Below are 22,316 nucleotides of genomic sequence, written 5' to 3'. Positions count from 1 at the left end.
ACCCCCGAGGAGCTGGCCCGATGACCTCCCCCACCTACGCGACGTACCTGCGCCTGGACGAACTCCTCGCGCTCCAGGTCCCCCTCACCCCCCGGGAGCAGCGGGACCTCAGCGACAGCGAGCGGCTGTTCATCGTCGTCCACCAGGCGTCCGAGACCCTGCTCAGCCAGGTCCTCGTCGACCTGCGGCACCTCGACGCCGGCCCCTGCGGACCGGCCTGCCGGGCCCACCGCACCGACCGGGCCGTCCGGCTGATCGGCGCGCTGGAGGGCCAGCTGACCCTGCTGCGCCGCACCCTGCGGCGGGAGGACTTCCTCGCCTTCCGGGACCGCTTCGGCACCGCGAGCGGGCTCCAGTCCGAGCAGTTCCGCGAACTGTTCGCGCTCACCGCGCGGCTCACCGGGAACCCGGACGGCGACCGGTCCGGCGCGCTGGACGCGGCCGTACGGCGCTGGCGCGCGACCCATCTGGACCTGGTCGCGCACATGCTCGGTGACGAGCCCGGCACCGGCGCCACCTCCGGCCGGCGCTTCCTCGCCTCCCGGCTGGAGAACCCGCCGGACGCCGTACCGGCCGCCACCCCGCACGCCGCACCGGGAACCACGCCGGACACCACGCCGCACGCCGCGCCGCCGCGCCCCGCGCCGTCCGGCCCGGCCACCGCGCCCGCCGCCCGGCTGGGCCACGTCGTGGTCCTGGGCGGCAGCGTGGCCGGACTGCTGACCGCGTACGTCCTCGCCGACCACGCGGACCGGGTGACGATCCTGGAACGCGACCGGATCGAGGACCACCCCGCCCCCCGCCCCGGGGTCCCGCAGTCCCGTCACACCCACATCCTGCTGGCCAGCGGCATCGACGCGCTCACCCGGCTGCTCCCCGGCCTCGCCCCCGAACTCGCGGCGGCCGGCGCCCCCCGGCTCGCGGTCCCCGGCGACGTCGGCGTCTGGCAGGGCGGGCAGTGGATCTCCCGCCGCAACCCGTCCGCCCCCATCCTCAGCCCCACCCGCCCCGTCCTCGAACACCACATCCGCCGGCTCGTCCTCGCCCACCCCGCGATCGGGCTGCGCCCCGGGACCGAGGCCACCGGGCTGCTCGGCCGGCCAGGACACATCACCGGCGTGACCCTGCGCGAGCGGGGAACGGGCGATCCCGCCCCGCGCGAACTCGCCGCCGACCTCGTGGTGGACGCCACCGGACGCGCCAGCCGCACCCCCCAGTGGCTGGCCGCACTGGGCGGTACCCCGCCCGCCGAGGAGGTCCTGGAGACCGGACGCGCCTACGCCAGCTGCCTGTTCGACGGCGACGCGCCGCCCCGCGGCCTCCGAGGCTTCTACATCGTCCCCGAGGCGACCGCACCGCTCGGGGCGATCGTCATGCCCGTCGAGGACGGCCGCTGGACGGTCACCCTCTCCGGCCCCCGGGACATGGCCCCGCCCAATGACCCGGAGGCGTTCGTCGAGTTCGCCCACCGGCTGCCGCACCCCGCCCCGCACACCTGGCTCAGTACGGCCCACCCGGCCGGCCGCCCCGTCGGCTACCGGCACACCGCCAACCGGCGCCGCCGCTACGACCGGCTCGGCCGGGACCACGGCGGCCTCCTGGTCGTCGGCGACGCGGCCTGCGCCCTCAACCCCGTCTACGGACAGGGCCTGTCCGTCGCCGCGCTCACCGCCCTCGCCCTCTCCCGCGCCCTGGCCGCCCCGCGCACGCCCACCGCGCACACCCTCCAGCGGGCCGCCCTGCGCGCCGCCGCCCCCGCCTGGGACGTCGCCACCGGCGCCGACAGCCCCATGCCCGGCGCCACCGGCAACGCGGTCCGCACCGGCCCCACCGCCCGGCTGCTCACCCGCTACCTGGACCGGGTGCGCGCCCACGTCCCCGGCGACCCGGTGGTGTGCACCGCCAACCGGGACGTGCTCTTCCTGCTGGCCCCGCCCCGCACCCTGCTCACCTCACCCCGGGTGCTGCGCCGCACCTTGCTGGGCACCCCCGTGCCCACCCCGCGCGACCTGCCCACGCCCTGACCACCCGCCGACAGCGAAGGTGCACCATGCCCCACTCCAGCGCGTCACCCGTCAGCCGGCCGGCCCCATGACGGCCACCCCCGCCTCCACCGCCCCCGCCCCGGCGCGCCCGGACACCGAGCGGGCCGGGCTCGAAGCAGCCCTGCGCGAGACCGTACAGCGCCAACTGCACCCCCACCTGCGGCACATCGCCCACTACCACCTGGGATGGGCGGACGCCGAGGGCCGGCCCACCGGCACCCGGGGCGGCAAACTGCTCCGCCCCACCCTCGCCCTGCTCTCCGCCCGGGCGGCGGGCGGCACCGTGGCCGACGGTCTGCCGGCCGCCGTCGCCATCGAACTCGTCCACAACTTCTCACTGCTCCACGACGACATCATGGACGGCGACACCACCCGGCGCGGACGCCCCACCGCCTGGACCGTCTTCGGCGTCCCGCACACCATCCTGGCCGGCGACGCGATGGCAGCCGCCGCCACCAGCGCCCTGCTGGACGCCCCGCTGCCCGGCGCCCGCCCGGCCGCCACCCGGCTGACCACCGCCACCCAGCGGATGATCAGCGGCCAGAGCGCCGACGTCGCCTTCGAACGGCGCGACGACGTCACGCTCCCCGAATGCGTGCGGATGGCCGGGGACAAGACTGGCGCCCTGCTCGGCTGCGCCTGCTCCCTGGGCGCCGCCCTGGTGGGAGCCGCACCCGCCCGCGTCGAGCGGCTGGCCGCCTTCGGCGAACACATCGGCCTCGCCTTCCAGCTCGTCGACGACCTGCTGGGCATCTGGGGCGACCCGGACCGCACCGGCAAACAGGTCGGCGCCGACCTGCGGGTCCGCAAGAAGTCCCTGCCCGTGGTGGCGGCCCTGAACGCACCCGGAAGCGACGAACTGCGCGCCCTGTACCTGCGCTCCGCGCCCCTGACCGAGCCCGAGGTCCGGCGCGTCGCCGACCTCGTGGAGCGGGCCGGCGGCCGGGACTGGGCCCGCACGGAGGCGGACCGCCGGATCACGGCGGCCCGGGAGTGCCTGGACGGAGCCGGCATCGCCGACGCGCCGCGCGAGGAATTCCTGGAACTCGCCCGGTTCGTCGTCGGCCGCCGCTTCTGAGCCCCCGCCCGCCCCGCCCGCCCCGCCCCCGCGCCCCACCGCAACGACCGGACAGGAAGGCCCCGCGCCATGCCCGAACCCCAGGTGCTGCCCTTCGCGGCCCGCGCCGCCGGATGCCCCTTCACCCCCGCGCCCGAGCTGTACGCGATGCAGAAGGAGGAGGAACTCTCCCGCGTCGACGTCCCCAGCCCCATCCTCGACACCTTCGAGGCCGTCGCCGTCACCCGCTACGAGGACGCCAGGGCGCTGCTGAGCGACGAACGCCTCCAAATGGGCTTCGTCTTCGACCCCGACGCACCGCGCAGCATGCTCAACCAGCCCGGCAATCTGCTCAACTACAACGGCGCCGACCACACCCGGCTGCGCCGCATGCTCACCGGCGCCTTCACCGTCAAACGCATCCGCGCCCTGCAGCCGGTCATCGAGGAGATCGTCGCCGGCCGGCTGGACGCCCTGGCGGCCGCCGGACCCGGCGCCGACCTCATCAGCACCTTCTGCACCCCCATCCCCACCCTCGTCATCTGCGAACTCCTCGGCGTCCCCTACGCCGACCGCGCGGACTTCCAGCGCCGCGCCCAGGTCGGCCTGGACGTCAACGCCACCCGCGAGGAACACATCACCAACCTCGTCGAGATGGACGCCTACATGGGCGAACTGGTCGCCGCCCACCGGCGCAGCCCCGGCGACAACCTGCTGGGCGCCATCGTGCGCGACCACGGAGACCGGCTCACCGAGGACGAACTCATCGGCATCGGCAACATGCTGCTGGTCGCCGGCCACGAGACCACCGCCAGCATGCTCGCCTGCTCCAGCACCCTGCTGCTGCGACACCCCGACCAGCTCGCCGTGGTCCGCGACGAACCCGCCGCCCTCGACGGCGCCGTCGAGGAACTGCTGCGCTACTGCTCGCCCGCCATCACCATGCCCCGCGAGGCCGCCGAGGACATCGAGCTCCGCGGCCGGCGGATCCGGCGCGGCGAACGCGTCGTGCTCTCGGTCCTGGTCGCCAACCGCGACCGCGCCCTGGCCGACACCGACCTCGACACCCTGGACGTCCGCCGCGCACCCCAGCCGCACATCACCTTCGGCTACGGCGTCCACCAGTGCCTGGGCCAGCAACTGGCCCGCGCCGAACTGCGCACCGCCCTGCCCGCCCTGTTCAACCGGTTCCCGACGCTGCGGCTGGCCGTCGAGCCGGACGCCATCGACTACCGCACCACGGCGCTCGTCTTCAGCGTCAACACCCTGCCGGTGACCTGGTAACCACACTCGGGAGAACACGATGGTCCTCAAGGTCGAGATCGAGGAACCACGCTGCGTCGCCGCCGGACACTGCGTCACCGCCGCACCGGAGGTGTTCGACCAGCGCGAGACGGACGGCGTCGTCGTCCTGCTGGACGCCGCCCCGCCGCCCGGCGCGTACGCCCACGTCCGCGAGGCGGCGCTGCTGTGCCCGGCCGCCGCCATCCTGCTGCGCGAACGCGACGGTTCCGCATGAACGGTGTCCTGGTCGTCGGCGCCTCCGCGGCCGGTCTCGCCACCGCGCAGGCGCTGCGCGCCCGCGGCTACCGGGGCCCGGTCCGGCTGGTGGGGGAGGAGCCGCACCCGCCGTACGACCGGCCCCCGCTGTCCAAGCAGGTGCTCTCCGGCGCCTGGGGCACGGAGCGGACCGTCCTGCGCGCGCCCGCCGACCTGGCCGCCCTCGGGATCGAACTGCTGCCCGGCCGGCGGGCCGTCGCCCTGGACACCGGCGCCCGCGAGATCACCCTCGCCGACGGGGAACGCCTGCGCTACGACGACCTGGTCCTCGCCACCGGGCTGACCCCGCGCCGGCTGCCGGCCTTCGACGGACCGGCCGGCGTGCACACCCTGCGCACCCTGGAGGACGCCCGGCGGCTGCGCGCGGACCTGCGCACCGCCCGCCGCCTCGCCGTGATCGGCGCCGGCGTCCTGGGCTGCGAGATCGCCGCCACCGCCCGGACCCTCGGCCTCGAAGTCACCCTGATCGACCCGGCGCCGCTCCCGATGGCCGACCGGCTGGGCCCCCCCGTCGCCCGGCTGCTGGCCGGCCTCCACCGCGACCACGGCATCACCCTGCTCACCGGCACCAAGGCCGAGGCCCCGGTCACCGACGGCGGCGGACGGATCACCGGCGTCCTCACCTCGCAGGGCCCCGTCGCCGCCGACGCCCTGGTCCTCGCCGTGGGCTCGGTCCCCGCCACCGGCTGGCTGCACGGCAGCGGACTGACCCTGGACGACGGCGTGCTGTGCGACGCCCGGTGCCGCGCCGCCGCGCACGTCTGGGCGGTCGGGGACGTCGCGCGCTGGTGGCACGAGGGCCAGGGCCGCGCCCTGCGCCTGGAGAACCGCTCCCACGCCACCGAGAGCGCCCTGGCCGTCGCCGGCAACATCCTCGGCGCCGACCGCCCGCACCGCCCCGTCCCGTACTTCTGGACCGACCAGCACGGCGTACGGATCCAGGTCTTCGGCGATCCGGCGGCCGGCGACCGCCTCCGGGTGACCGAGGGCGACCCGGCCACCCGGACCTTCGCCGCGGTGGCCGAGACCGCCGGACGCCCCGTCGGCGTCGTCGGCTGGAACAGCCCGCACGGCGTGCGCGGCGCCCGCGCACTCCTGACCCCGCCCTGACCGGCGCCCCGGCGCCGCACCACCACCCCGCTCCATCCCCGGCCACACCCGGCCCGACCGCGGAGAGAGAACCATGATTGACGAAGAAGTCCCGGTGCTCATCGTCGGAGGAGGCGGCTGCGGGCTCACCGCCTCGCTCTTCCTGTCCGACCTGGGGGTACGGCACCTGCTGGTCGAACGGCGCGAGTCCACCTCCGTGCTGCCCCGCGCGCACTACCTCAACCAGCGGACCATGGAGATCTTCCGCCAGCACGGCGTGGCCGAGGACGTGTACGCGCTCAGCGCCCCGCTGGCCCACATGAGCGAGGTCGCCTGGCGCACCTCCCTGGCCGGCGACGGCGAACTGGACGCACGCGACCTGCACCGCATGGACTCCTTCGGCGGCGGCAGCACCGCCGCCCCGTACGCGGCCGACAGCCCGTGCCCCTCCACCAACCTCCCCCAGCACCGCCTGGAACCGCTGCTGCGCCGGCACGCCGAGGAGCGGGCCCCCGGCATGGTGCGCTTCCACCACCTGATGGAGGAGTTCACCCAGGACGCCGACGGGGTCACCGCCCGGATCACCGACCGCGCCACCGGCACCACCCGCACCGTACGCGCCCGCTATCTGCTGGGCGCGGACGGCGGACGCGGCATCGGCGACACCCTCGGCGTGACCATGGACGGCGACGGCGGCTCCTGGAACGTCATCTCCGTGCACTTCAGCGCCGACCTGTCCCGGTGGTGGAGCGGCGACAAGGTGCTCATCACCAACTTCGTCAGCCCGGACGGCGGCCTCGTCTCCCGCTACGGCATGGTCGCCATGGGCCCCGGCTGGGGACTGGCCTCGCAGGAGTGGGCGCTGCACTTCCACCTGCCCGCCGGCATCGAACTCGACCTGGGGGAGGAGGCCACCGTCGCCCGGGTCAGGGAACTGCTCAAACTGCCCGAGCTGGACGTCACCGTGCACCAGGTCAGCCGCTACACGCCCGAGGCCGTCATCGCCCGGACCTTCCGGGTGGGTCGCGTCCTGCTGGCCGGCGACGCGGCGCACCGCCAGCCGCCCGCCACCGGACTCGGTCTGAACACCGCCGTGCAGGACGCGCACAACGCCGCCTGGAAACTGGCAGCCGTGCTCGGCGGCACCGCGGGCGAGGAACTGCTGGACTCCTACGAGTCGGAGCGGCTGCCGGTCGCCCGCCGCTCCATGGAATGGGCCATGTTCGCCTTCCGCAACCACGGCGTCCTGCACGCGGGACTCGGCCTGATGCCCGGCGCGCCGCCCGAGACCACCCGGGCCAACTTCCGCGCGCTGTTCGCCGACACCCCGATGGGTGACACCCTGCGGGCCAGAACGGCGGAGGTCTTCGCCACCCAGCGGGTGGAGTACCAGGCGCACGACATCGAGATCGGCTTCCACTACGACAGGGGCGCCCTGGTGCCGGACGGCACCCCGCGCCCGCCGCTGGATCCGATGGGCAGCGTCCACCACCCCGTCACCCGGCCCGGCCACCGGCTGCCGCACGCCTGGCTGACCCGGGGCGCCGAACGGCTCAGCACCCAGGACCTGGTGGGCCGCTCCGGCGGCTTCGTCCTGATCACCGGCCCCGACGGCGACGCCTGGCGGCTGGCCGCCAAGGAGACCGCCGAGGCGTACGGCGTACCGCTGGAGGTGGTGGCCGTCGGCACCGCCGACGAGCCGGCGGGCTTCCGCGACGAGGACGGCACCTGGTCGGCGGTGCGCGGCACCGGCGACGACGGAGCCGTACTGGTCCGCCCCGACCAGCACATCGCCTGGCGCGCCACCCGGGCCGGCGCGCACCCCGAACGCGAGCTGGCCGCCGCCGTCCGCCGCGCCCTGGGCCACCCGGACCCCGCCCCCGCCGCCGGGGCGACGGCGTGAGCGGGGCCGGCGACGGCGAGGGCGTCGTCCGCGCGTTCCTGGCCGCGATGGGCCCCACCCCGGAGGGCGTCCGGGCGGCCGTGGACCGGTACCTGACCGACGACTGCGTGTGGGAGAACCCGGGATCGCCGGTGTGCGTGGGCAAGGAGCAGATCATGGCGCTCATGCCGGCCGACTTCGCCCGCCTGGAGGCGCGCGTCCGGCATGTCGCCGCCGCAGGCGACACCGTGCTGATGGAGCGCACGGAGAACATGCTGCGCACCGACGGCACCCCCATCGCCCGCAACCTCAAGGTGATGGCCGCCTTCGAGGTGCGGGACGGCCGGATCGCCGCCTGGCGCGACTACTTCGACATCACCCGCCTCATCTCGGACCGGGAGGAACGGTGAACGCGACCTCATGACGATCGCACGAGCGGACACCAAGGATCTGTGCGCGGAACTCGTCGAGCGGGTGCACGCCATCGGGCCGGTGCTGGCCGACGGCGTCGCCGAGGGCGATCGCGAACGCCGGCTCCCCGACGCCTCGGTGCGCGCCATCGACACCTCCCAGGTGGGCATGGTGTGGACCGCGAAGGAGTACGGCGGCCTGGAGGGCGACGTCCGCACTCTCAGCGAGGTCACCAAGACGCTCTCCCACTACTGCCCCTCCACCTCCTGGGTGGTCAACAACATCAACGGCTCCAACCTGCTCGCCACCCGCTTCCCCCGCGAGGCGCGGGACGAGGTGTTCGGCGCCCGGCCCGGGGCCAGACTCGCCTCGGTCTTCGTCGCGCCGGGGCAGGTGGTCGCCACCGACGGCGGATATCTGCTCACCGGCGCCTGGCCGTACGCCTCCGGAATCCTGCACGACGACTGGGCGATCTTCAGCGCCCGCGAGAGCGCCCCCGACGGGGAGAGCGCCCGCGCGGTGTCCGTCCTGGTACCCGTCGACCATCTGACGGTCGAGGACACCTGGTCCACGGTCGGTATGCGCGCCACCGGCAGCCACACCGCCGTCGCCCGGGAGGTGTTCGTCCCCGCTCACCGGGTCATCCCGCTGGAGACCCAGCTGGGACGCGCCCACGTCACCGACGTCGGCCTGCCGCCGCTGCTGCGCTCGCCGGCCGTGGCGGCCATGGCCGTCATCTGCGCCTCGGTGGTCGTCGGCGCCGGCCAGGCGGCCCGCGCCGTCGTCGAACAGCGGGCCCCGCACCGGGGGGTCACCCCCACCCTCTACCGCAGCCAGCCGGACTCCGGGGCCTTCGTCGCAGCCCTGGGCCGCACCGCGCTGACCCTGGACGCCGCCGAGATGCACGTCCACCGCGCCGCGGCCACCATCGACGCGGCAGCCGCCGCTGCCGTCGCCCTCCCGGACCGCGAACTGCGGCGCATCCGCGGCGATGTCGCCCAGGCCGCCAACCTGGTGACCGTCGCGCTGGACGAACTCATGTGGGCGCACGGCGCCTCCGCCTTCGCCGAGGCCAACCCGCTCCAGCAGTACTGGCGCGACGCCAACACCGCGGCCCGGCACGCCACGCTCAGCGTGCAGGTCGGCCACGAACTGTACGGCGGCTCGTTCTTCGGGCTCGACTCCATCGTGCCCAGCCTCTGAGGACACCCACGATCCGCTTCCCCGCCCCGCCTCACAAGGACATCCATGGACTGGCTTCCCCCCTTCCTCATCCCGATGTCGCAGGTCGCACCGGTCACGGAGGGGGCGGCCGACGTCCCCGACCTGCTCTTCTGGTCGGTCGCGGGACCCACCGCACTGGGCTGGATGGCCACCTACATCCTGGCCATCCGGGTGGCCCTGCGCGACCGGCTGACCGCCATCCCCGCCCCGATGGTGGCGGTGAACTTCGCCTGGGAGTTCAGCCTCACCTTCGTGCTGGAACAGACCGAGACCCAGCGGCAGATCAACTTCGTCTGGTTCGTCTTCAACCTCGCGCTGCTGTATCTGGCGATGCGGTACGGGCCGCGCGACTACCCGGCCCTGCCGGCGCGCACCGTCCGCCGGGCGCTGGCCGGCGTCCTGGTGTGGGCGGCGGTCCTCGTGGTCGTCGGCGCCAACGAACTCCACGACCGCGACGGCATGTACACCGGCATGATCATCCAGGTGCCGCTGAGCGCCTCGTTCCTGCTGCTCCTCAAGCGGCGCGGCTCCAGCGCCGGCCAGTCGATGCACATCGCCGTCGTCAAGTGCGCCGGGTCGCTGGCCGCCGGGGCGACGGCCGTCATCGTCTACCCCTCCCACCACCTGCTCCAGGTGCTGGTGCCGACCTACATCGCCCTCGACATCGCCTACATCGTGCTGCTGCGCCGGACGATGCGCCGGGAGGGCAGGCCGCTGTGGTCACTCGGCGCGCCGGCGCCCGGCACCGGTGTCCCGCGAACCGGTGCCGGGCCGGCGCCGTTGCCCGCCTCGCGTGCGACCGCCGGGGTGCGGTCAGATGACGCCACTGCGTAACGCGTAGGCCACCGCGTGCGGGCGGTTGCGCAGGTTCAGTCGCCGGGTGACGCCGAAGACGACCCGCTTGACCGCCCGCTCCGACAGGCACATCTGCTCCGCGATCTCGGCGGTGTCCAGACCCTCCGACATCAGCCGCAGCACCCCGATCTCGCGGGGCGTGAGCCCGGAGGCGTGCAGACCGGACGGGGACAGGATCTCGCGCTGCATCCGCTCGATCTGGCGCAGCAGTTCACCGAGCAGCCGGGAGGGCAGCACGCCGCCGCCGGCCGCGGCCGTCAGCACCGCCTCCTCGATCCGGGCGTGGGTGGCCGCGGCACGCGGCAGCACCGCGACGACATTGCACTCCACGGCCGTGAACAGATCGGCGCGGTCGATCTCCGAGGGGATCAGCACCACCGGCACCCCGAGCGCCTCCTTGAGTCTGCGCAGCGCCGACATCACCTCCACCGTCAGCCGTTCGGCGACGAACACGGCGACGTCGACCGGCCCCTGATGGGGCCGGGCGGCCACCTCGACGGCGGCCGTTGAGTTCAGATGATTACTGACAGCCGTATACGTGAGCGGATCCGGTGCGCGCACTATTGCTTTCACCACGCGTACCGTAGTGTCGGTGGTCACAGGAGGGCCTCCAAGAATTCACAGGACGTTCGCCGTAACATTCCGGTGGAGCCATGGCAGGAGCAAAGAGCGCCATGGTCTGAGAAAGCGGGATCTCTCCCCCGTTTCCCCGTTGTTTCCCACACGACGCAGCGCTGTTTCCGTGGCCGCGCTCAGGGGTGGACGTGCCGCACGACAGTGGGCGGCCGGTGAAGAAGATGCGCAGAAGTACGGCAGATCACCGCATGGTCATCTTCGTGCACCTCTTCTCACCACCACGTCAGAACTCCCCGAGAGCAGGCCATGCTGGTCATTGGCAGTCGTAAAGACGACTCAAGAACCATACTGTGGCCGACTTCGGAGAGCCGGGGTGATCGCGCTGTTCCTGTTTCCTCCAGGGGAATCCCTCATTCAGCCGACGACGACCGTGGGAGACCCCTCCTCGGCCGGCTCCAGCTCCTCGGCGATCCGCAGAGCCTCCTCGATGAGAGTTTCCACGATGCGGTGTTCGGGGACGGTTTTGACCACTTCTCCCTTGACGAAGATCTGCCCCTTCCCATTGCCGGACGCCACCCCCAGATCCGCCTCGCGGGCCTCACCGGGGCCGTTCACCACGCACCCCATCACCGCGACCCGCAGCGGCACCTCCATGCCCTCAAGACCCGCGGTGACCTCGTCGGCGAGCTTGTACACATCCACCTGCGCCCGCCCGCAGGACGGGCAGGAGACGATCTCCAGCTTGCGGGGACGCAGATTCAGCGACTGGAGGATCTGCCCGCCCACCTTGGCCTCCTCCACCGGCGGAGCCGACAGCGACACCCGGATGGTGTCACCGATGCCCTGGCGCAGCAGCGCCCCGAACGCGACCGCCGACTTGATGGTGCCCTGGAACGCGGGGCCCGCCTCGGTGACGCCCAGGTGCAGCGGGTAGTCGCAGCTCTCGGCGAGGATCTCGTACGCCCGCACCATGACCACCGGGTCGTTGTGCTTGACCGAGATCTTCAGATCGTGGAAGCCGTGCTCGGCGAAGAGCGACGCCTCCCACAGCGCCGACTCGGCCAGCGCCTCCGGAGTGGCCCGGCCGTGCTTGGCCATCAGCCGGGGGTCCAGCGACCCGGCGTTGACCCCGATCCGGATCGGGGTGCCGCGCTCGGTGGCGGCCTGGGCGATCTCCGCGATCCGGTCGTCGAACTTCTTGATGTTGCCGGGGTTGACCCGCACCGCCGCGCAGCCGGCCTCGATCGCCGCGAACACGTACTTGGGCTGGAAGTGGATGTCCGCGATCACCGGGATCTTGGACTTGCGGGCGATCTCCGGCAGCGCCGCCGCGTCGTCGGCGCTCGGACAGGCCACCCGGACGATGTCGCAGCCGGCCGCCGTGAGTTCGGCGATCTGCTGGAGCGTGGCGTTCACATCGGCCGTGACCGTCGTGGTCATCGACTGCACCGAGATCGGGTGGTCGCTGCCGACCCCGACCGCACCCACCCGCAGCTGGCGGGTGGGGCGGCGGGCGGCGAGCGTGACGGGGGGCGGAGCGGGCATACCGAGCGCGACCTGGGTCACCGCGGGGTCCTTTCCAGAGAGGGAACATCCGGCACCGCGAGGGCACCGTGCAGGGACAGGGCGGTGGCGGCGACCGCCTCCGCGCTCAGGCCGGCCGCGGCGAGCAACTGGGACCGCTCCCCGTGCGGAAGGAACTCCCGCGGCAGCCCCAGCGCGTGCACCGGGGTACGGACCCCGGCGTCGGCGCACGCCTGGGCGAGCGCCGCACCCGCCCCGCCGGCCCGCAGTCCGTCCTCGACGGACAGCACCAGCCGGTGCCGGGAGGCGAGGTGGACCAGGGCCGGGCCGACCGGCAGCAGCCAGCGGGGATCGACGACGGTGACCCCGACACCGGAGCGGGAGAGGATCTCCGCCGCCCGCACCGCCGGGCCGGCCAGCGCGCCCGCGCTCACCAGCAGCACGTCCAGCGGCAGCGACCGGGTGCGGTGCAGGATGTCCAGACCCTCCATCCGGGTCAGGGCCTCGATCGCCGGCCCCGGATGGCCCTTGGGGAACCGCAGCGCGGTCGGCCCGTCCGTGACGGCCACCGCCTCGCGCAGCAGCTCCGCCAGCCGCGGTGCGTCCCGCGGCGCCGCCACCCGCATGCCCGGTACCGCGCCCAGCAGCGCCAGGTCCCACATGCCGTGGTGGCTGGCACCGTCGGGCCCGGTGATCCCCGCCCGGTCCAGTACGAAGGTGACCGGCAGGCCGTGCAGAGCCACATCCATCAGGATCTGGTCCAGCGCCCGGTTCAGGAACGTCGCGTACAGACACACCACCGGATGCAGCCCGCCCATGGCCAGCCCGGCGGCGGTGGTCGCCGCGTGCTGCTCGGCGATCCCCACGTCGAACACCCGGCCGGGAAAGCGCCGGGCGAACCCGTGCAGCCCCACCGGCCGCAGCATCGCCGCGGTCAGCGCCACCACCTCGGGACGTTCGGCCGCCACCCGCTCCAGCTCCGCGCCGAACGCCTTCGTCCAGCTCACCGCGGACGAACCACCCGGACGCGGCCGACCGGTGGCCGGGTCGATGACCCCGATCCCGTGCATCCGGTCGGCCTCGTCGCGCTCCGCCGGCGGATAGCCGCGGCCCTTCTCGGTGACGCAGTGGACCACCACCGGGCGCCCCAGCGCCACCGCCCGGCGGCACGCCTCCTCCACCGCCGTGATGTCGTGCCCGTCCACCGGACCCAGATAGCCGAACCCCAGCTGCTCGAACAGGTTCGGCCCTGCGCACCGCCCGCCGCGCAGCGCCGCCAGATGCGCGGCCAGCCCGCCCACCGTGGGGTCGTAGGACCGGCCGTTGTCGTTGAGCACGACCACCACCGGCTCCCTGCCGCCACCGAGGTTGTTCAGCGCCTCCCACGCCAGCCCGCCGGTGAGCGCGCCGTCACCGATCACCGCCACCACCCGGCGCTCCTCCCCGCCGCGCAGCCGCTGCGCCCGCAGCAGACCGTCCGCCCAGGACAGCGCGGTGGAGGCGTGCGAGTTCTCCACCAGGTCGTGCGGCGACTCCCGGCGCGTCGGATAGCCGGACAGCCCGCCCGCCGCGCGCAGCGTGGCGAAGCCGTCCTGCCGGCCGGTGAGCATCTTGTGCACATAGGACTGGTGGCCGGTGTCGAAGACGATGCGGTCGGCCGGCGAGTCGAACACCCGGTGCAGCGCGATCGTCAGCTCGACCACGCCCAGGTTCGGCCCCAGATGCCCGCCGGCCGCGGACACCCGCTCGACCAGGAACTCCCTGATCTCCCGGGCCAGCACGGGCAGCTGATGGGGCGCCAGCTCCTTCAGCCGCCGGGGACTGCTTACACGCTTGAGCACACTTGGGGACACGTCTCTCCCACTCAGCTGGATGGGCCACCCGCCGGCTGCTGCGCTGAGCCGCGCACGGCCGAGGGGAGTTCGAAGTGCACGGTTTCGCGGGTGATCTCGCGCTCCTCGACGGACACCGGCCCGTACCCGGACAGCGCGGTCACCACCTCCTCGACCAGGGCGGGCGGCGCCGAGGCGCCGCCGGTCAGCCCGATGGTGCGGACCGAGGTCAGCCACTCGGGGCGGATGTCCGCCGCCGTGTCGATCAGCTCCGCCGGAGTGCCCTGGGCGCGGGAGAGCTCCACCAGCCGTACCGAGTTGGAGGAGTTGGCGGAGCCCACGACCAGCACCAGATCGGCCTCCGGGATGATCGCCTTGAGGGCGTTCTGCCGGTTGGTGGTCGCGTAGCAGATGTCCTCGGACGGCGGCTCGTACAGCAGCGGGAACCGCTCCCGCAGCGCGCCGAGGACCTCGGCGGTGTCGTCCACCCCGAGCGTGGTCTGGGTGAGGTAGGAGACCTGGGGCGCCGCGTCCGCCGGCAGCGCGCGGACCTCCTCGGGGGTGGAGACCAGCACCATCGACTCCGGCGCCTCCCCGAGCGTGCCCTCCACCTCCTCGTGCCCGGCGTGCCCGACCAGCACCACGGTGTCGCCGCGCGCCGCGTAACGCCGGGCCTTGGCGTGCACCTTGGCCACCAGCGGGCAGGTGCCGTCGATGACGTCGAGCCGGCGCCGCTCCGCCTCCTCGCGGACGGCGGGGGAGACCCCGTGCGCGGAGAACACCACCGTCGCGCCGTCCGGCACCTCGTCCAGTTCCTCGACGAAGACCGCACCGCGCGCCGCCAGATCACCGACGACCGAGACGTTGTGCACGATCTGCTTGCGGACATAGACAGGGGCCCCACGGGAATCCAGGGCCCGCTCGACGATCTCGATGGCCCGCTCGACCCCGGCGCAGAAGGACCGTGGACCGGCCAGCAGAATGCGACGGGCGGTGCCGTCCGGCACGTGCGCGTCCGAGTTCACATCAGCCATGTCCGGCAGCGTAGGAACGCCGCCGCGAGCCGCTCAACGGCCGATTCCACTTTCCCGAACGGCCGCCGGCCCACCGCCCGGATCTGTCACAAAGGGACCGATCGCGCGGCACGACGGGCCAGCACCCCGCGGCGATCTTGAGCGTGCCGGCCGGACTCCGGTAGCAATGAGCCCATGGGACGCGCTTCGGCGACGGGAGCATCGCGGTGGTCGGCGGACAGAATCTCCGGGCGGTCCGCCCGGCGGAACGGCCCGGAACGGACCCCGCCCCCGGCGGCGGGCCGCTGCGCAAATCGCTCGCCGTGCTGGAAGCACTGGCCGAGGCCCCGCGACCGCTGACCCTCTCCGACCTCTCCCGCCGGACCGGCCAGCCGAAGTCGACCCTGCACCGGCAGCTGCGGATCCTCACCGAACTCGGCCTGGTCATCCGCATGGAGTCCAAGTCCTACCAACTGGGCACCTATCTCTTCCACCTCGCCGCCACCAGCGGCCCGGCCCGGCTGCACAGCCTCGGCCACAAGGTGACCCCCTACCTGATCGAGCTCTTCCAGCTCACCCGCAAGATCGTCAGCCTCGGCCTGCTGTCCGGAACCCGCATCCAGCACGTCGGCACCCTCTACGGCCAGGAACACATCCCGCTCGCCACCGCACTGCGCCGCCCCTTCCCGGCCCACGCCTCCGCGGCCGGCAAGCTGCTGCTGGCGAAGAACCCGGACGTCCCGGCGGACCTCGGCGAGGGCGGCGGGGGCGGCACCCGCCGGGAGGCGGCCAGGGCGGACGCCATGCGCCGCGAGCTCGAACGGATCCGGCGTACCGGCCTGTCCTACGCGCCCAGCCAGCACATCCCCGGCCTGGTCGAACTCGCCGCCCCGGTCACCCTCGGCCGGGGCGGTCCGGTCGCCGCGCTGGTGGTCGGCGACACGGTGCACAACCGGGATCTGCGCAGCGCGGGCCGTGTCCTGCTGGACACCGTGGGCGCCATCGAGGAGAGCCTGCTGCAGCCGCCCTGACCACCGGCCGCCCGGCGTGGTGGACATCGGGGCCCGTGCGGCATACCAAGGTGGGGCACGAGGGAGGTACGGGCCGTCCGCACCGGCACGGTGCGCCGCCCGCACGACACGAGAGGAACGTCCCCGATGGCCCGCTGCCCGACCATCCACCGATCCTTCGCCGAACAGGCGGCGCGGGCACCGGAGAAGACGCTCTTCGACCTGCCCGGCGGCCGGCGGATCACCTACCGCGAGACCGGGCTGACCGTCCAGCGGATCGCCGCCCGGCTGGTCGCCGCCGGCGTCACACCGGGGGACCGGGTGGCCGCGCAGGTCGGGAAGTCACCCGAGGCCGTCGCCCTGTATCTGGCGACGCTCCAGCTCGGCGGCGTCTTCCTGCCGCTCAACACCGCCTACACCGGCGCCGAGACGGACTACTTCCTCGACGACGCCGAGCCACGCGTCCTCGTCCTGGCGCCCGGCGGGGAGCAGCGGTACCCGGCCCGCCGCACCGCGGGCCTCGTGGTGGAAACCCTGGGCACCGAGGGCGACGGCACGCTGCTGTCCGGCACGGACCGCCACGAGGCCGTCCACCCGGTGGCGGACGGGGACCCGGCGGCGATCCTCTACACCTCCGGGACCACCGGACGTTCCAAGGGCGCGGTGCTCACCCACGGCAATCTGACCTCCAACTGCCGGGCGCTGCTGGACGCCTGGCAGTACACCGCCGAGGACCGGCTGATCCACGCCCTGCCCATCTTCCACGTCCACGGTCTCTTCGTCGCCGTCAACATGACGCTGGTGGCCGGAGCCTCGATGTACTACCTGCCGTCCTTCGACGCCGCGGCGATCACCGCACTGCTGCCCCGGGCCACCGTCCTCATGGGCGTCCCCACCTTCTACACCCGGCTGCTGAGGAGCGGAGGACTCACCCGGGAGAGCTGCGCCGGCATGCGGCTGTTCGTCTCCGGCTCGGCACCGCTGCTCGCGCACGACCACAGGGCGTTCGAAGCCAGGACCGGCCACGCCATCGTGGAGCGCTACGGGATGACCGAGACGAACATGAACACCACCAACCCCCTCACCGGCGGACCCCGCAAGCCCGGCACCGTCGGGAAACCGCTGCCCGGCACCGAGGTCCGGGTGGTGGACGCCGACACCGGGGAACGGCTTGCGGACGGCGAGGCCGGCAGCATCGAGGTGCGCGGGCCCAACGTCTTCTCCGGCTACTGGCGGATGCCCGGGAAGACCGCGGCCGAGTTCCGGCCGGACGGCTTCTTCATCACCGGTGACCTGGGCCGCTTCGACGAGGACGGCTATCTGAGCATCGTCGGCCGGGCGAAGGACCTGGTGATCTCCGGCGGCTACAACGTCTACCCCAAGGAGATCGAGGAACTGCTGGACGCCCACCCCAAGGTGGCGGAGTCCGCCGTGATCGGCGTACCCCATCCCGACTTCGGCGAGACGGTGGTCGCCGTCGTCGTCCCGGCACCGGGGGAGGAGCCCACCGAGCGCGAACTGCTGGAGGCCGTCGCCGGTGACCTCGCCCGCTTCAAACACCCGCGCGCGATCCGGCTGCTCGACAGGCTGCCGCGCAACGTCATGGGCAAGGTGCAGAAGGCCGCGCTGCGCGAGCGCTACCGGGACCTGTTCACCGGGTCGGACGCCTGACCCGGACGGACGGCGCCCGCGCCGCCCGTCCGGGGGCCGCCGTCACTGCGTCGCGTCACAGTCCTGACAGCGGCTGACCGCACTGAGCCCGGTGTTCCCCTCGACCGCCCGGAGCGGGCCGGCGGGCGAGATCCGCCGCCAGGCGCCGGCCGGGGGGTCGGTGACCCAGCCGTAGACCGGCTCCCGGACGTCCTGGTCGTTCAGGTGCTGGCAGCCGGGCAGATGGGCCTTGCGGCTCCGGTGGACGATGATCGTGCCGGCCGGCCATCTGCTCCAGTCGCCGGGCGCACCGGAGTGCCGCTCCCCGGCCCGCCGCAACCGGCCGTCGGGTTCGCAGTCGGCGCAGTAGCTGATCTCGTGGCGCTCGCAGTAGGTCACGATCTCCGGATCCCTTCCTCGTCCGTGTCGTCCGGGGCCCCGCCCGCCGGCCGGCCCCCGGACGACCGTAGCCGGGGGAGCGGGCCACGGGTCCCGCTTCGGCGCTCCCGCGCCGCACGCGCCCGGCCGGGACGGCCCGCGCGGCACGGATCGGTCAGGTGTTCCCGGGCGGAGCCGCGGCTGGGCCGCTGACGCCGGAGCGCGGGGCCGGTCGCGCACCGCCGGCACCGGGTGGGCGTTCGTCCTCCGGGGGCGCGCCGTCGCGGGGGCGGACGAGAAAGGGATCGAGCACCCCCGGGGCGGCGTGGACGGCGAAGGCCACACTCTCGTCCGCGTCCAGGTCGGGGAGGTCGTAGCCGCCGTACCCCGCGGCCGTCATCGCCGAGACGCTCCGCAGCCCGAGCCGGCGTTGCAGGAGCGACTCGCGGATCACGATGGTGCTCACCGCCGAGCGGCGCAGCACGGTGGTGGAGCGATGGACCAGACCGGACCTCATGACGAGATAGGGCCCGGTGACCGCGTGGCCGAGCGCACGGTAGGCGACGAACGCCGCGCCCAGCGCGCACGGCCACAGCGCGGCTGCCGCCCAGAGCGCCGTGTACGGCAGGAGCCCGGCCGCGGCCGTGCCCAGCAGCGCCAGCCCGACGGCGGCGGTGAAGAGGGTGGCCCACCACAGGCGGCGCCGCAGGGCCGCCGCCGGGTGCGCTTTCGGTGAGACGGCCCAGGGGCTCTCGCCGCCCAGCACCTCGGCCGCGACGCGCCGCGCCACGGTCACCGGACCGCGCGGCAGGACGGCGGCGGGCCGGGCCATCGACCACATGCTGAGCCCGGTGGTGATCACGCTGGTGTCGCATGCGCGCAGCCAGCGCCACAGGAGCGGTTCGGAGAGCTGCACCCCCCGGATGCGGCTCTCGTCGCGGTTCACCTCCCGCGTCGTGAACAGTCCCTGACGGGTCCGCAACAGCGTGCCCTCCGTGCCTCGGACCCTCGCCAGCTCGAAGTTCCCGTACTCGGCGAAGTAGTTCACCGCCAGACCGATGACGCCGAAGAGGGTGACCGCGAGGAAGGCGATGGCGACGGTGCCGGCCCAGCCGATGGCCTCCCAGTCCAGCAGCCCGGCGACGAAGCCGGTGACGTCCACCCCGGAACTGCCCAGCAGCCAGAAGATCCCCCAGCCGAACCCGAGAGCGAGAACGTACGCCCAGACACTCATCATGTGGTACACGACCCAGCCGGGACGGAACCGCGCGAGCACCGCCAGGGGTGCCGTCCCCTCCGTCCGGGTCGCCTCCTCGCCCGCGGGCGCCGCACCGTCCGGCTCGGCGGTCGCGTCGGTCATCCGCAGCAGGCGGTCCTGGAGCGCCCGGGCGTCCGCCGTGCTCACGGCGTCGAGCGCCAGTGCGGACTCGCCCTCGGCGGCTTGCTGTCCGGCGCCGATGTTCACCACGCGCAGCCCGAAGAGGCGGTGCCGCGGTCTGGCCTCGATGTCCACGTTGCGGATGCGGTCGCGCCGGATCGACCGCTCCACGCGGAGGAACACGCCGGTCTTCACCTCGACGTGCGAGGCGGTGATCCGGTACCGGGTGAAAGCCCAGCGGAGCGCGTCGGCGATCGCCCCGAGGACGCCGAAGGCGGCGAACCCGATCAGGGGCCACAGCTGCCCGCTGCCGGGCGCGACGCCGAACACCGCGAGGGCCACCACGGCGGGCAGCAGTGACGCGACGCTCTGCACGAGGTCCACCCAGATCACCCGGGTGCTGAGCCGCTGCCACGGCGCGCCGGGGGTGCCGGCCCCGGACGGCGGTCTGCGCGGCGCCTGCTCGGGCGGCCTCATGTGGCATCACCGGGGACCAGTTCGGCGACGCGGGTGAGTTCGTCGGCCACCCGGGCCGCCGTCCGCTTGTCCAGCCCGCCGATGTCGATGGCCCCCCGCGACGACGCGGTGGTCACCCGCAGCGTCGACAGACCCAGGAACTGTTCGAGTGGTCCCTGGACGGCGTCCACCGTCTGCACCCGGGACAGCGGTGCGGCCCGCCACTCGCGCACCAGCCATCCGGTGCGCGCGTAGACGGCCGTGTCGGTGGTCTCCCAGCGATGGACCCGGTACCGCCACAGCGGCTCGATCACCGCGCCCACGACCAGCAGCACCGCCGAGAGCGCGACGGCAACCGCCGGCCAGGGGCGTGCCCCTTCCCACCACAGGAGGGCGAGCACGGAGGCGGCCAGGAGCGGGCCGGTGAGCAGCAGCGATTGCAACATCCACCAGCCGATGGCCCGCCGCTCGACCCGGTGCTCGGGCGGCCGGAGGGTGCGGGAGGCGCGGTCGTCCGGCGAAGGGCTCATGACGGCTCCCTGCCGATGGCGTGGCCGATGAAGTCCAGGAGCGCGGCGGATTCGGTGGCCAGATCGATGCCGGGGTCCATGGCCCAGGACTCCAGGACGCCATTGGTGCAGTGCAGGATCATGGTGGCGAAGCTGTGCGGGTCGAACGGCCGCATCTCGCCGTCGCGCTGGCCCCGGGCGAGGATCTCGGCGAGCGCGCTCACTTCCTCGGCCAGTTCGCTCGCGTAGGCGTGGGAGCCGTCCTCGGTGCGGTGGTTGGCCATGATGTCGCTCATGGCGAGGAACTGGGTGCGATGGGCCCCGAAGAACTCCAGCTGGGAGCCGATCCACGCCCGCACCTGCCCGGCGGCGCTCTCCGCCGCCGAGATCCGGTCCTCCATGTGCTGCCAGCCCTGGTCGAAGAACCGGGTCACGACCTGCCGGAGGATCTCGTCCTTGCTGTCGAAGTGGTAGGTGATCACCCCCTTGCTGATGCCGGCCTTCTCCGCGATCCGTGCGAACGAGGTGCGCGCGTACCCCACTTCCGCCACCACCTCGGCGGCGGCGTCCACGATCTGGGTACGGCGCGCCTGCTCGATGAACGACGGCTTCTTCCGTCCGGCCGGCTCAGGATTGGACTGCATGGACAGATTCTAGTCCGATCGGACGAAAACAGGGAAGCCCGGTCCCGCGCCGGGCGGCGCCGCGTCCGTCGCTGCTCCTGCCCCGTGCTGCTTCCGGGCCCGGCCCGCCGCGCGGCGGGCCGGGCCCGGGGCGCGGACCGTCAGTGGCCGGAGTGATCGGAGTGATCGGACGGCGCGTGGTCCCCGTCCGCTCCGGTGGCCGCATGGTGGTGCTGGTAGTCGGGGATGGTGCCGTCCGGCCGCTTCACCAGCAGCAGGCCGGCCATGCCCATGTCCGAATGGCTCTGCACATGGCAGTGGTACATCCACGCGCCCGGTCCGACGCCCTCGCCCGCGATGATCTGGAAGCCGAAGGAGTCGCCCGGGCCGGTGATCTTGTTGTCGACGATGCGGCTGGTGTCGTCCGGTCCCTCCAGCAGCCCGGTGCGGTTCTCCGCCCAGCGGTGCCCGTGGATGTGGAAGGTGTGGTACAACTCGCCGTGGGTGATCGAGATGATCTCCACCCGGTCGCCCATCGTCACCTCGAAGTCGGGGCCGTTGCGCTGGTTGTTGGTGAGCATGTCGTTGAAGACGATGGTGATCGTCCGGTCCGGCAGCACATCGCCCGCGCGCCGCACCACCAGCGCCCCGTAGAGCCCGTTGCGCACCCCGGCCGTTCCGTGGTCGGTGCCCACCGCGTGGTCGTGGTACTGCCAGTAGCCGGCGCTGCCCGAGCGCCAGGTGCCGTCCGCGCGCCGGCCCGGCGCGTGCGAGCGCCAGGTGTACGTGCGTTTGCCGCCCGGCGGAACGTGGGAGCGGGTCATCCGGGTCCCGTCGCTCGATATCTCGTAGTCCACCCCGTGCACATGCAAACTCGCGTCCACGTCCATGAGGTTCTCGACCTCGATGTGCAGGGTGTCGCCCTCGACCATCTCGATCAGCGGACCGGGCACCGTCGCCTTGCCCGGCGCGGTGCCGTAGCCCATCCGGCCGTCCGGCAGCCGCTCCATGTACAGCTTCAGGTTCCGCACCTGCTTGGTCGCCTGTGCCGTACGGGCCGTCACCGACCCGGTGGCCGCCGAGCCCGCCGATGCGGTGGCCGCCGTCAGGGAGGCGGCGCCGGCCAGTGCCGCCGCTCCCCAGAAGACCGACCGCCGGCCCGGGCCGCGTCCCCCTCCGGCCGGTTCCCCGGATTCACTCGCCCCATTGCTTCCGTTACCGACCGCCACGGCATCCATCGGCAC

20 protein-coding genes are annotated in these 22,316 nt (G+C 73.5%); 11 read left to right on the top strand and 9 right to left on the bottom strand.

Features of this window, described 5'->3' with window-relative positions:
- Positions 1-20: 20 nt before the first annotated feature.
- The 9 genes from BM385_RS21190 to BM385_RS21150 all read left to right on the top strand — a co-directional run bounded on the left by BM385_RS21190 (position 21) and on the right by BM385_RS21150 (position 10,102).
- The gene (locus tag BM385_RS21190) at positions 21-2,024 is read left to right on the top strand and encodes a tryptophan 2,3-dioxygenase family protein (RefSeq protein WP_093844033.1); all 2,004 of its coding nucleotides are present in this window, start codon (positions 21-23) and stop codon (positions 2,022-2,024) included.
- Between the two features lie 67 nt (positions 2,025-2,091).
- On the top strand, positions 2,092-3,123 hold the full coding sequence (locus tag BM385_RS21185) for a polyprenyl synthetase family protein (protein WP_093844032.1): 1,032 nt from the start codon (positions 2,092-2,094) through the stop codon (positions 3,121-3,123).
- Between the two features lie 69 nt (positions 3,124-3,192).
- Positions 3,193-4,386: a cytochrome P450 gene (locus tag BM385_RS21180; RefSeq protein ID WP_093844031.1), complete on the top strand. Its 1,194-nt coding sequence runs from the start codon at positions 3,193-3,195 to the stop codon at positions 4,384-4,386.
- A gap of 19 nt (positions 4,387-4,405) precedes the next feature.
- Entirely contained in the window at positions 4,406-4,621 is a 216-nt protein-coding gene (locus BM385_RS21175; RefSeq protein ID WP_093844030.1) for a ferredoxin, read from the top strand.
- Positions 4,618-5,772, top strand: coding sequence for an NAD(P)/FAD-dependent oxidoreductase (locus tag BM385_RS21170; protein ID WP_093844029.1), 1,155 nt, complete (start codon positions 4,618-4,620; stop codon positions 5,770-5,772). The genes BM385_RS21175 and BM385_RS21170 overlap by 4 nt, the downstream gene beginning before the upstream one ends.
- 73 nt (positions 5,773-5,845) lie before the next feature.
- Entirely contained in the window at positions 5,846-7,654 is a 1,809-nt protein-coding gene (locus BM385_RS28280) for an FAD-dependent monooxygenase (RefSeq protein WP_093844028.1), read from the top strand.
- On the top strand, positions 7,651-8,043 hold the full coding sequence (locus tag BM385_RS21160; protein WP_019434430.1) for a limonene-1,2-epoxide hydrolase family protein: 393 nt from the start codon (positions 7,651-7,653) through the stop codon (positions 8,041-8,043). The genes BM385_RS28280 and BM385_RS21160 overlap by 4 nt, the downstream gene beginning before the upstream one ends.
- A gap of 10 nt (positions 8,044-8,053) precedes the next feature.
- A complete protein-coding gene (locus BM385_RS21155; protein ID WP_093844027.1) occupies positions 8,054-9,247 on the top strand; it encodes an acyl-CoA dehydrogenase family protein in 1,194 nt (397 codons plus the stop codon).
- Between the two features lie 45 nt (positions 9,248-9,292).
- Entirely contained in the window at positions 9,293-10,102 is an 810-nt protein-coding gene (locus BM385_RS21150) for a transmembrane-type terpene cyclase (protein WP_093844026.1), read from the top strand.
- Here BM385_RS21150 and BM385_RS21145 read toward each other — a convergent pair.
- From BM385_RS21145 to ispH, 4 genes are all read right to left on the bottom strand, one after another.
- Entirely contained in the window at positions 10,082-10,696 is a 615-nt protein-coding gene (locus tag BM385_RS21145) for a helix-turn-helix transcriptional regulator (protein ID WP_051131161.1), read from the bottom strand. The genes BM385_RS21150 and BM385_RS21145 overlap by 21 nt on opposite strands.
- A gap of 417 nt (positions 10,697-11,113) precedes the next feature.
- The gene (gene ispG, locus BM385_RS21140; RefSeq protein WP_217650965.1) at positions 11,114-12,265 is read right to left on the bottom strand and encodes a flavodoxin-dependent (E)-4-hydroxy-3-methylbut-2-enyl-diphosphate synthase; all 1,152 of its coding nucleotides are present in this window, start codon (positions 12,263-12,265) and stop codon (positions 11,114-11,116) included.
- The gene (locus BM385_RS21135) at positions 12,262-14,076 is read right to left on the bottom strand and encodes a 1-deoxy-D-xylulose-5-phosphate synthase (RefSeq protein WP_093844025.1); all 1,815 of its coding nucleotides are present in this window, start codon (positions 14,074-14,076) and stop codon (positions 12,262-12,264) included. Before BM385_RS21135 ends, ispG begins: the two co-directional genes overlap by 4 nt.
- 11 nt (positions 14,077-14,087) lie before the next feature.
- Positions 14,088-15,089, bottom strand: coding sequence for a 4-hydroxy-3-methylbut-2-enyl diphosphate reductase (ispH, locus tag BM385_RS21130; protein WP_093844024.1), 1,002 nt, complete (start codon positions 15,087-15,089; stop codon positions 14,088-14,090).
- Positions 15,090-15,295: 206 nt separating this feature from the next.
- Between ispH and BM385_RS21125 the strand changes: the two genes are divergently transcribed.
- Positions 15,296-16,099, top strand: a complete 804-nt coding sequence (locus BM385_RS21125; protein ID WP_093844023.1) for an IclR family transcriptional regulator — start codon at positions 15,296-15,298, stop codon at positions 16,097-16,099.
- Between the two features lie 126 nt (positions 16,100-16,225).
- Entirely contained in the window at positions 16,226-17,749 is a 1,524-nt protein-coding gene (locus BM385_RS21120) for an AMP-binding protein (protein ID WP_093844022.1), read from the top strand.
- A 42-nt stretch (positions 17,750-17,791) separates the two neighbouring features.
- On the opposite strand, the gene BM385_RS21115 is transcribed toward BM385_RS21120, so the two are convergent.
- From BM385_RS21115 to BM385_RS21095, 5 genes are all read right to left on the bottom strand, one after another.
- Complete coding sequence (locus BM385_RS21115; protein ID WP_093844021.1) at positions 17,792-18,127, bottom strand: hypothetical protein; 336 nt, start codon at positions 18,125-18,127, stop codon at positions 17,792-17,794.
- Positions 18,128-18,281: 154 nt separating this feature from the next.
- Entirely contained in the window at positions 18,282-19,961 is a 1,680-nt protein-coding gene (locus BM385_RS21110) for a PH domain-containing protein (protein ID WP_093844020.1), read from the bottom strand.
- Entirely contained in the window at positions 19,958-20,470 is a 513-nt protein-coding gene (locus tag BM385_RS21105) for a PH domain-containing protein (RefSeq protein WP_019434419.1), read from the bottom strand. Before BM385_RS21105 ends, BM385_RS21110 begins: the two co-directional genes overlap by 4 nt.
- Positions 20,467-21,093, bottom strand: coding sequence for a TetR/AcrR family transcriptional regulator (locus BM385_RS21100; RefSeq protein WP_093844019.1), 627 nt, complete (start codon positions 21,091-21,093; stop codon positions 20,467-20,469). The genes BM385_RS21105 and BM385_RS21100 overlap by 4 nt, the downstream gene beginning before the upstream one ends.
- Positions 21,094-21,233: 140 nt before the next feature.
- Positions 21,234-22,310 (bottom strand): multicopper oxidase domain-containing protein, encoded by a 1,077-nt coding sequence (locus BM385_RS21095; protein WP_093844018.1) that lies wholly within the window; start codon positions 22,308-22,310, stop codon positions 21,234-21,236.
- Positions 22,311-22,316: the final 6 nt, after the last annotated feature.

This window comes from Streptomyces harbinensis (assembly GCF_900116145.1).
GTDB lineage: Bacteria > Actinomycetota > Actinomycetes > Streptomycetales > Streptomycetaceae > Streptomyces > Streptomyces carpaticus.
This window is presented reverse-complemented; position numbering and strand designations above follow the sequence as displayed.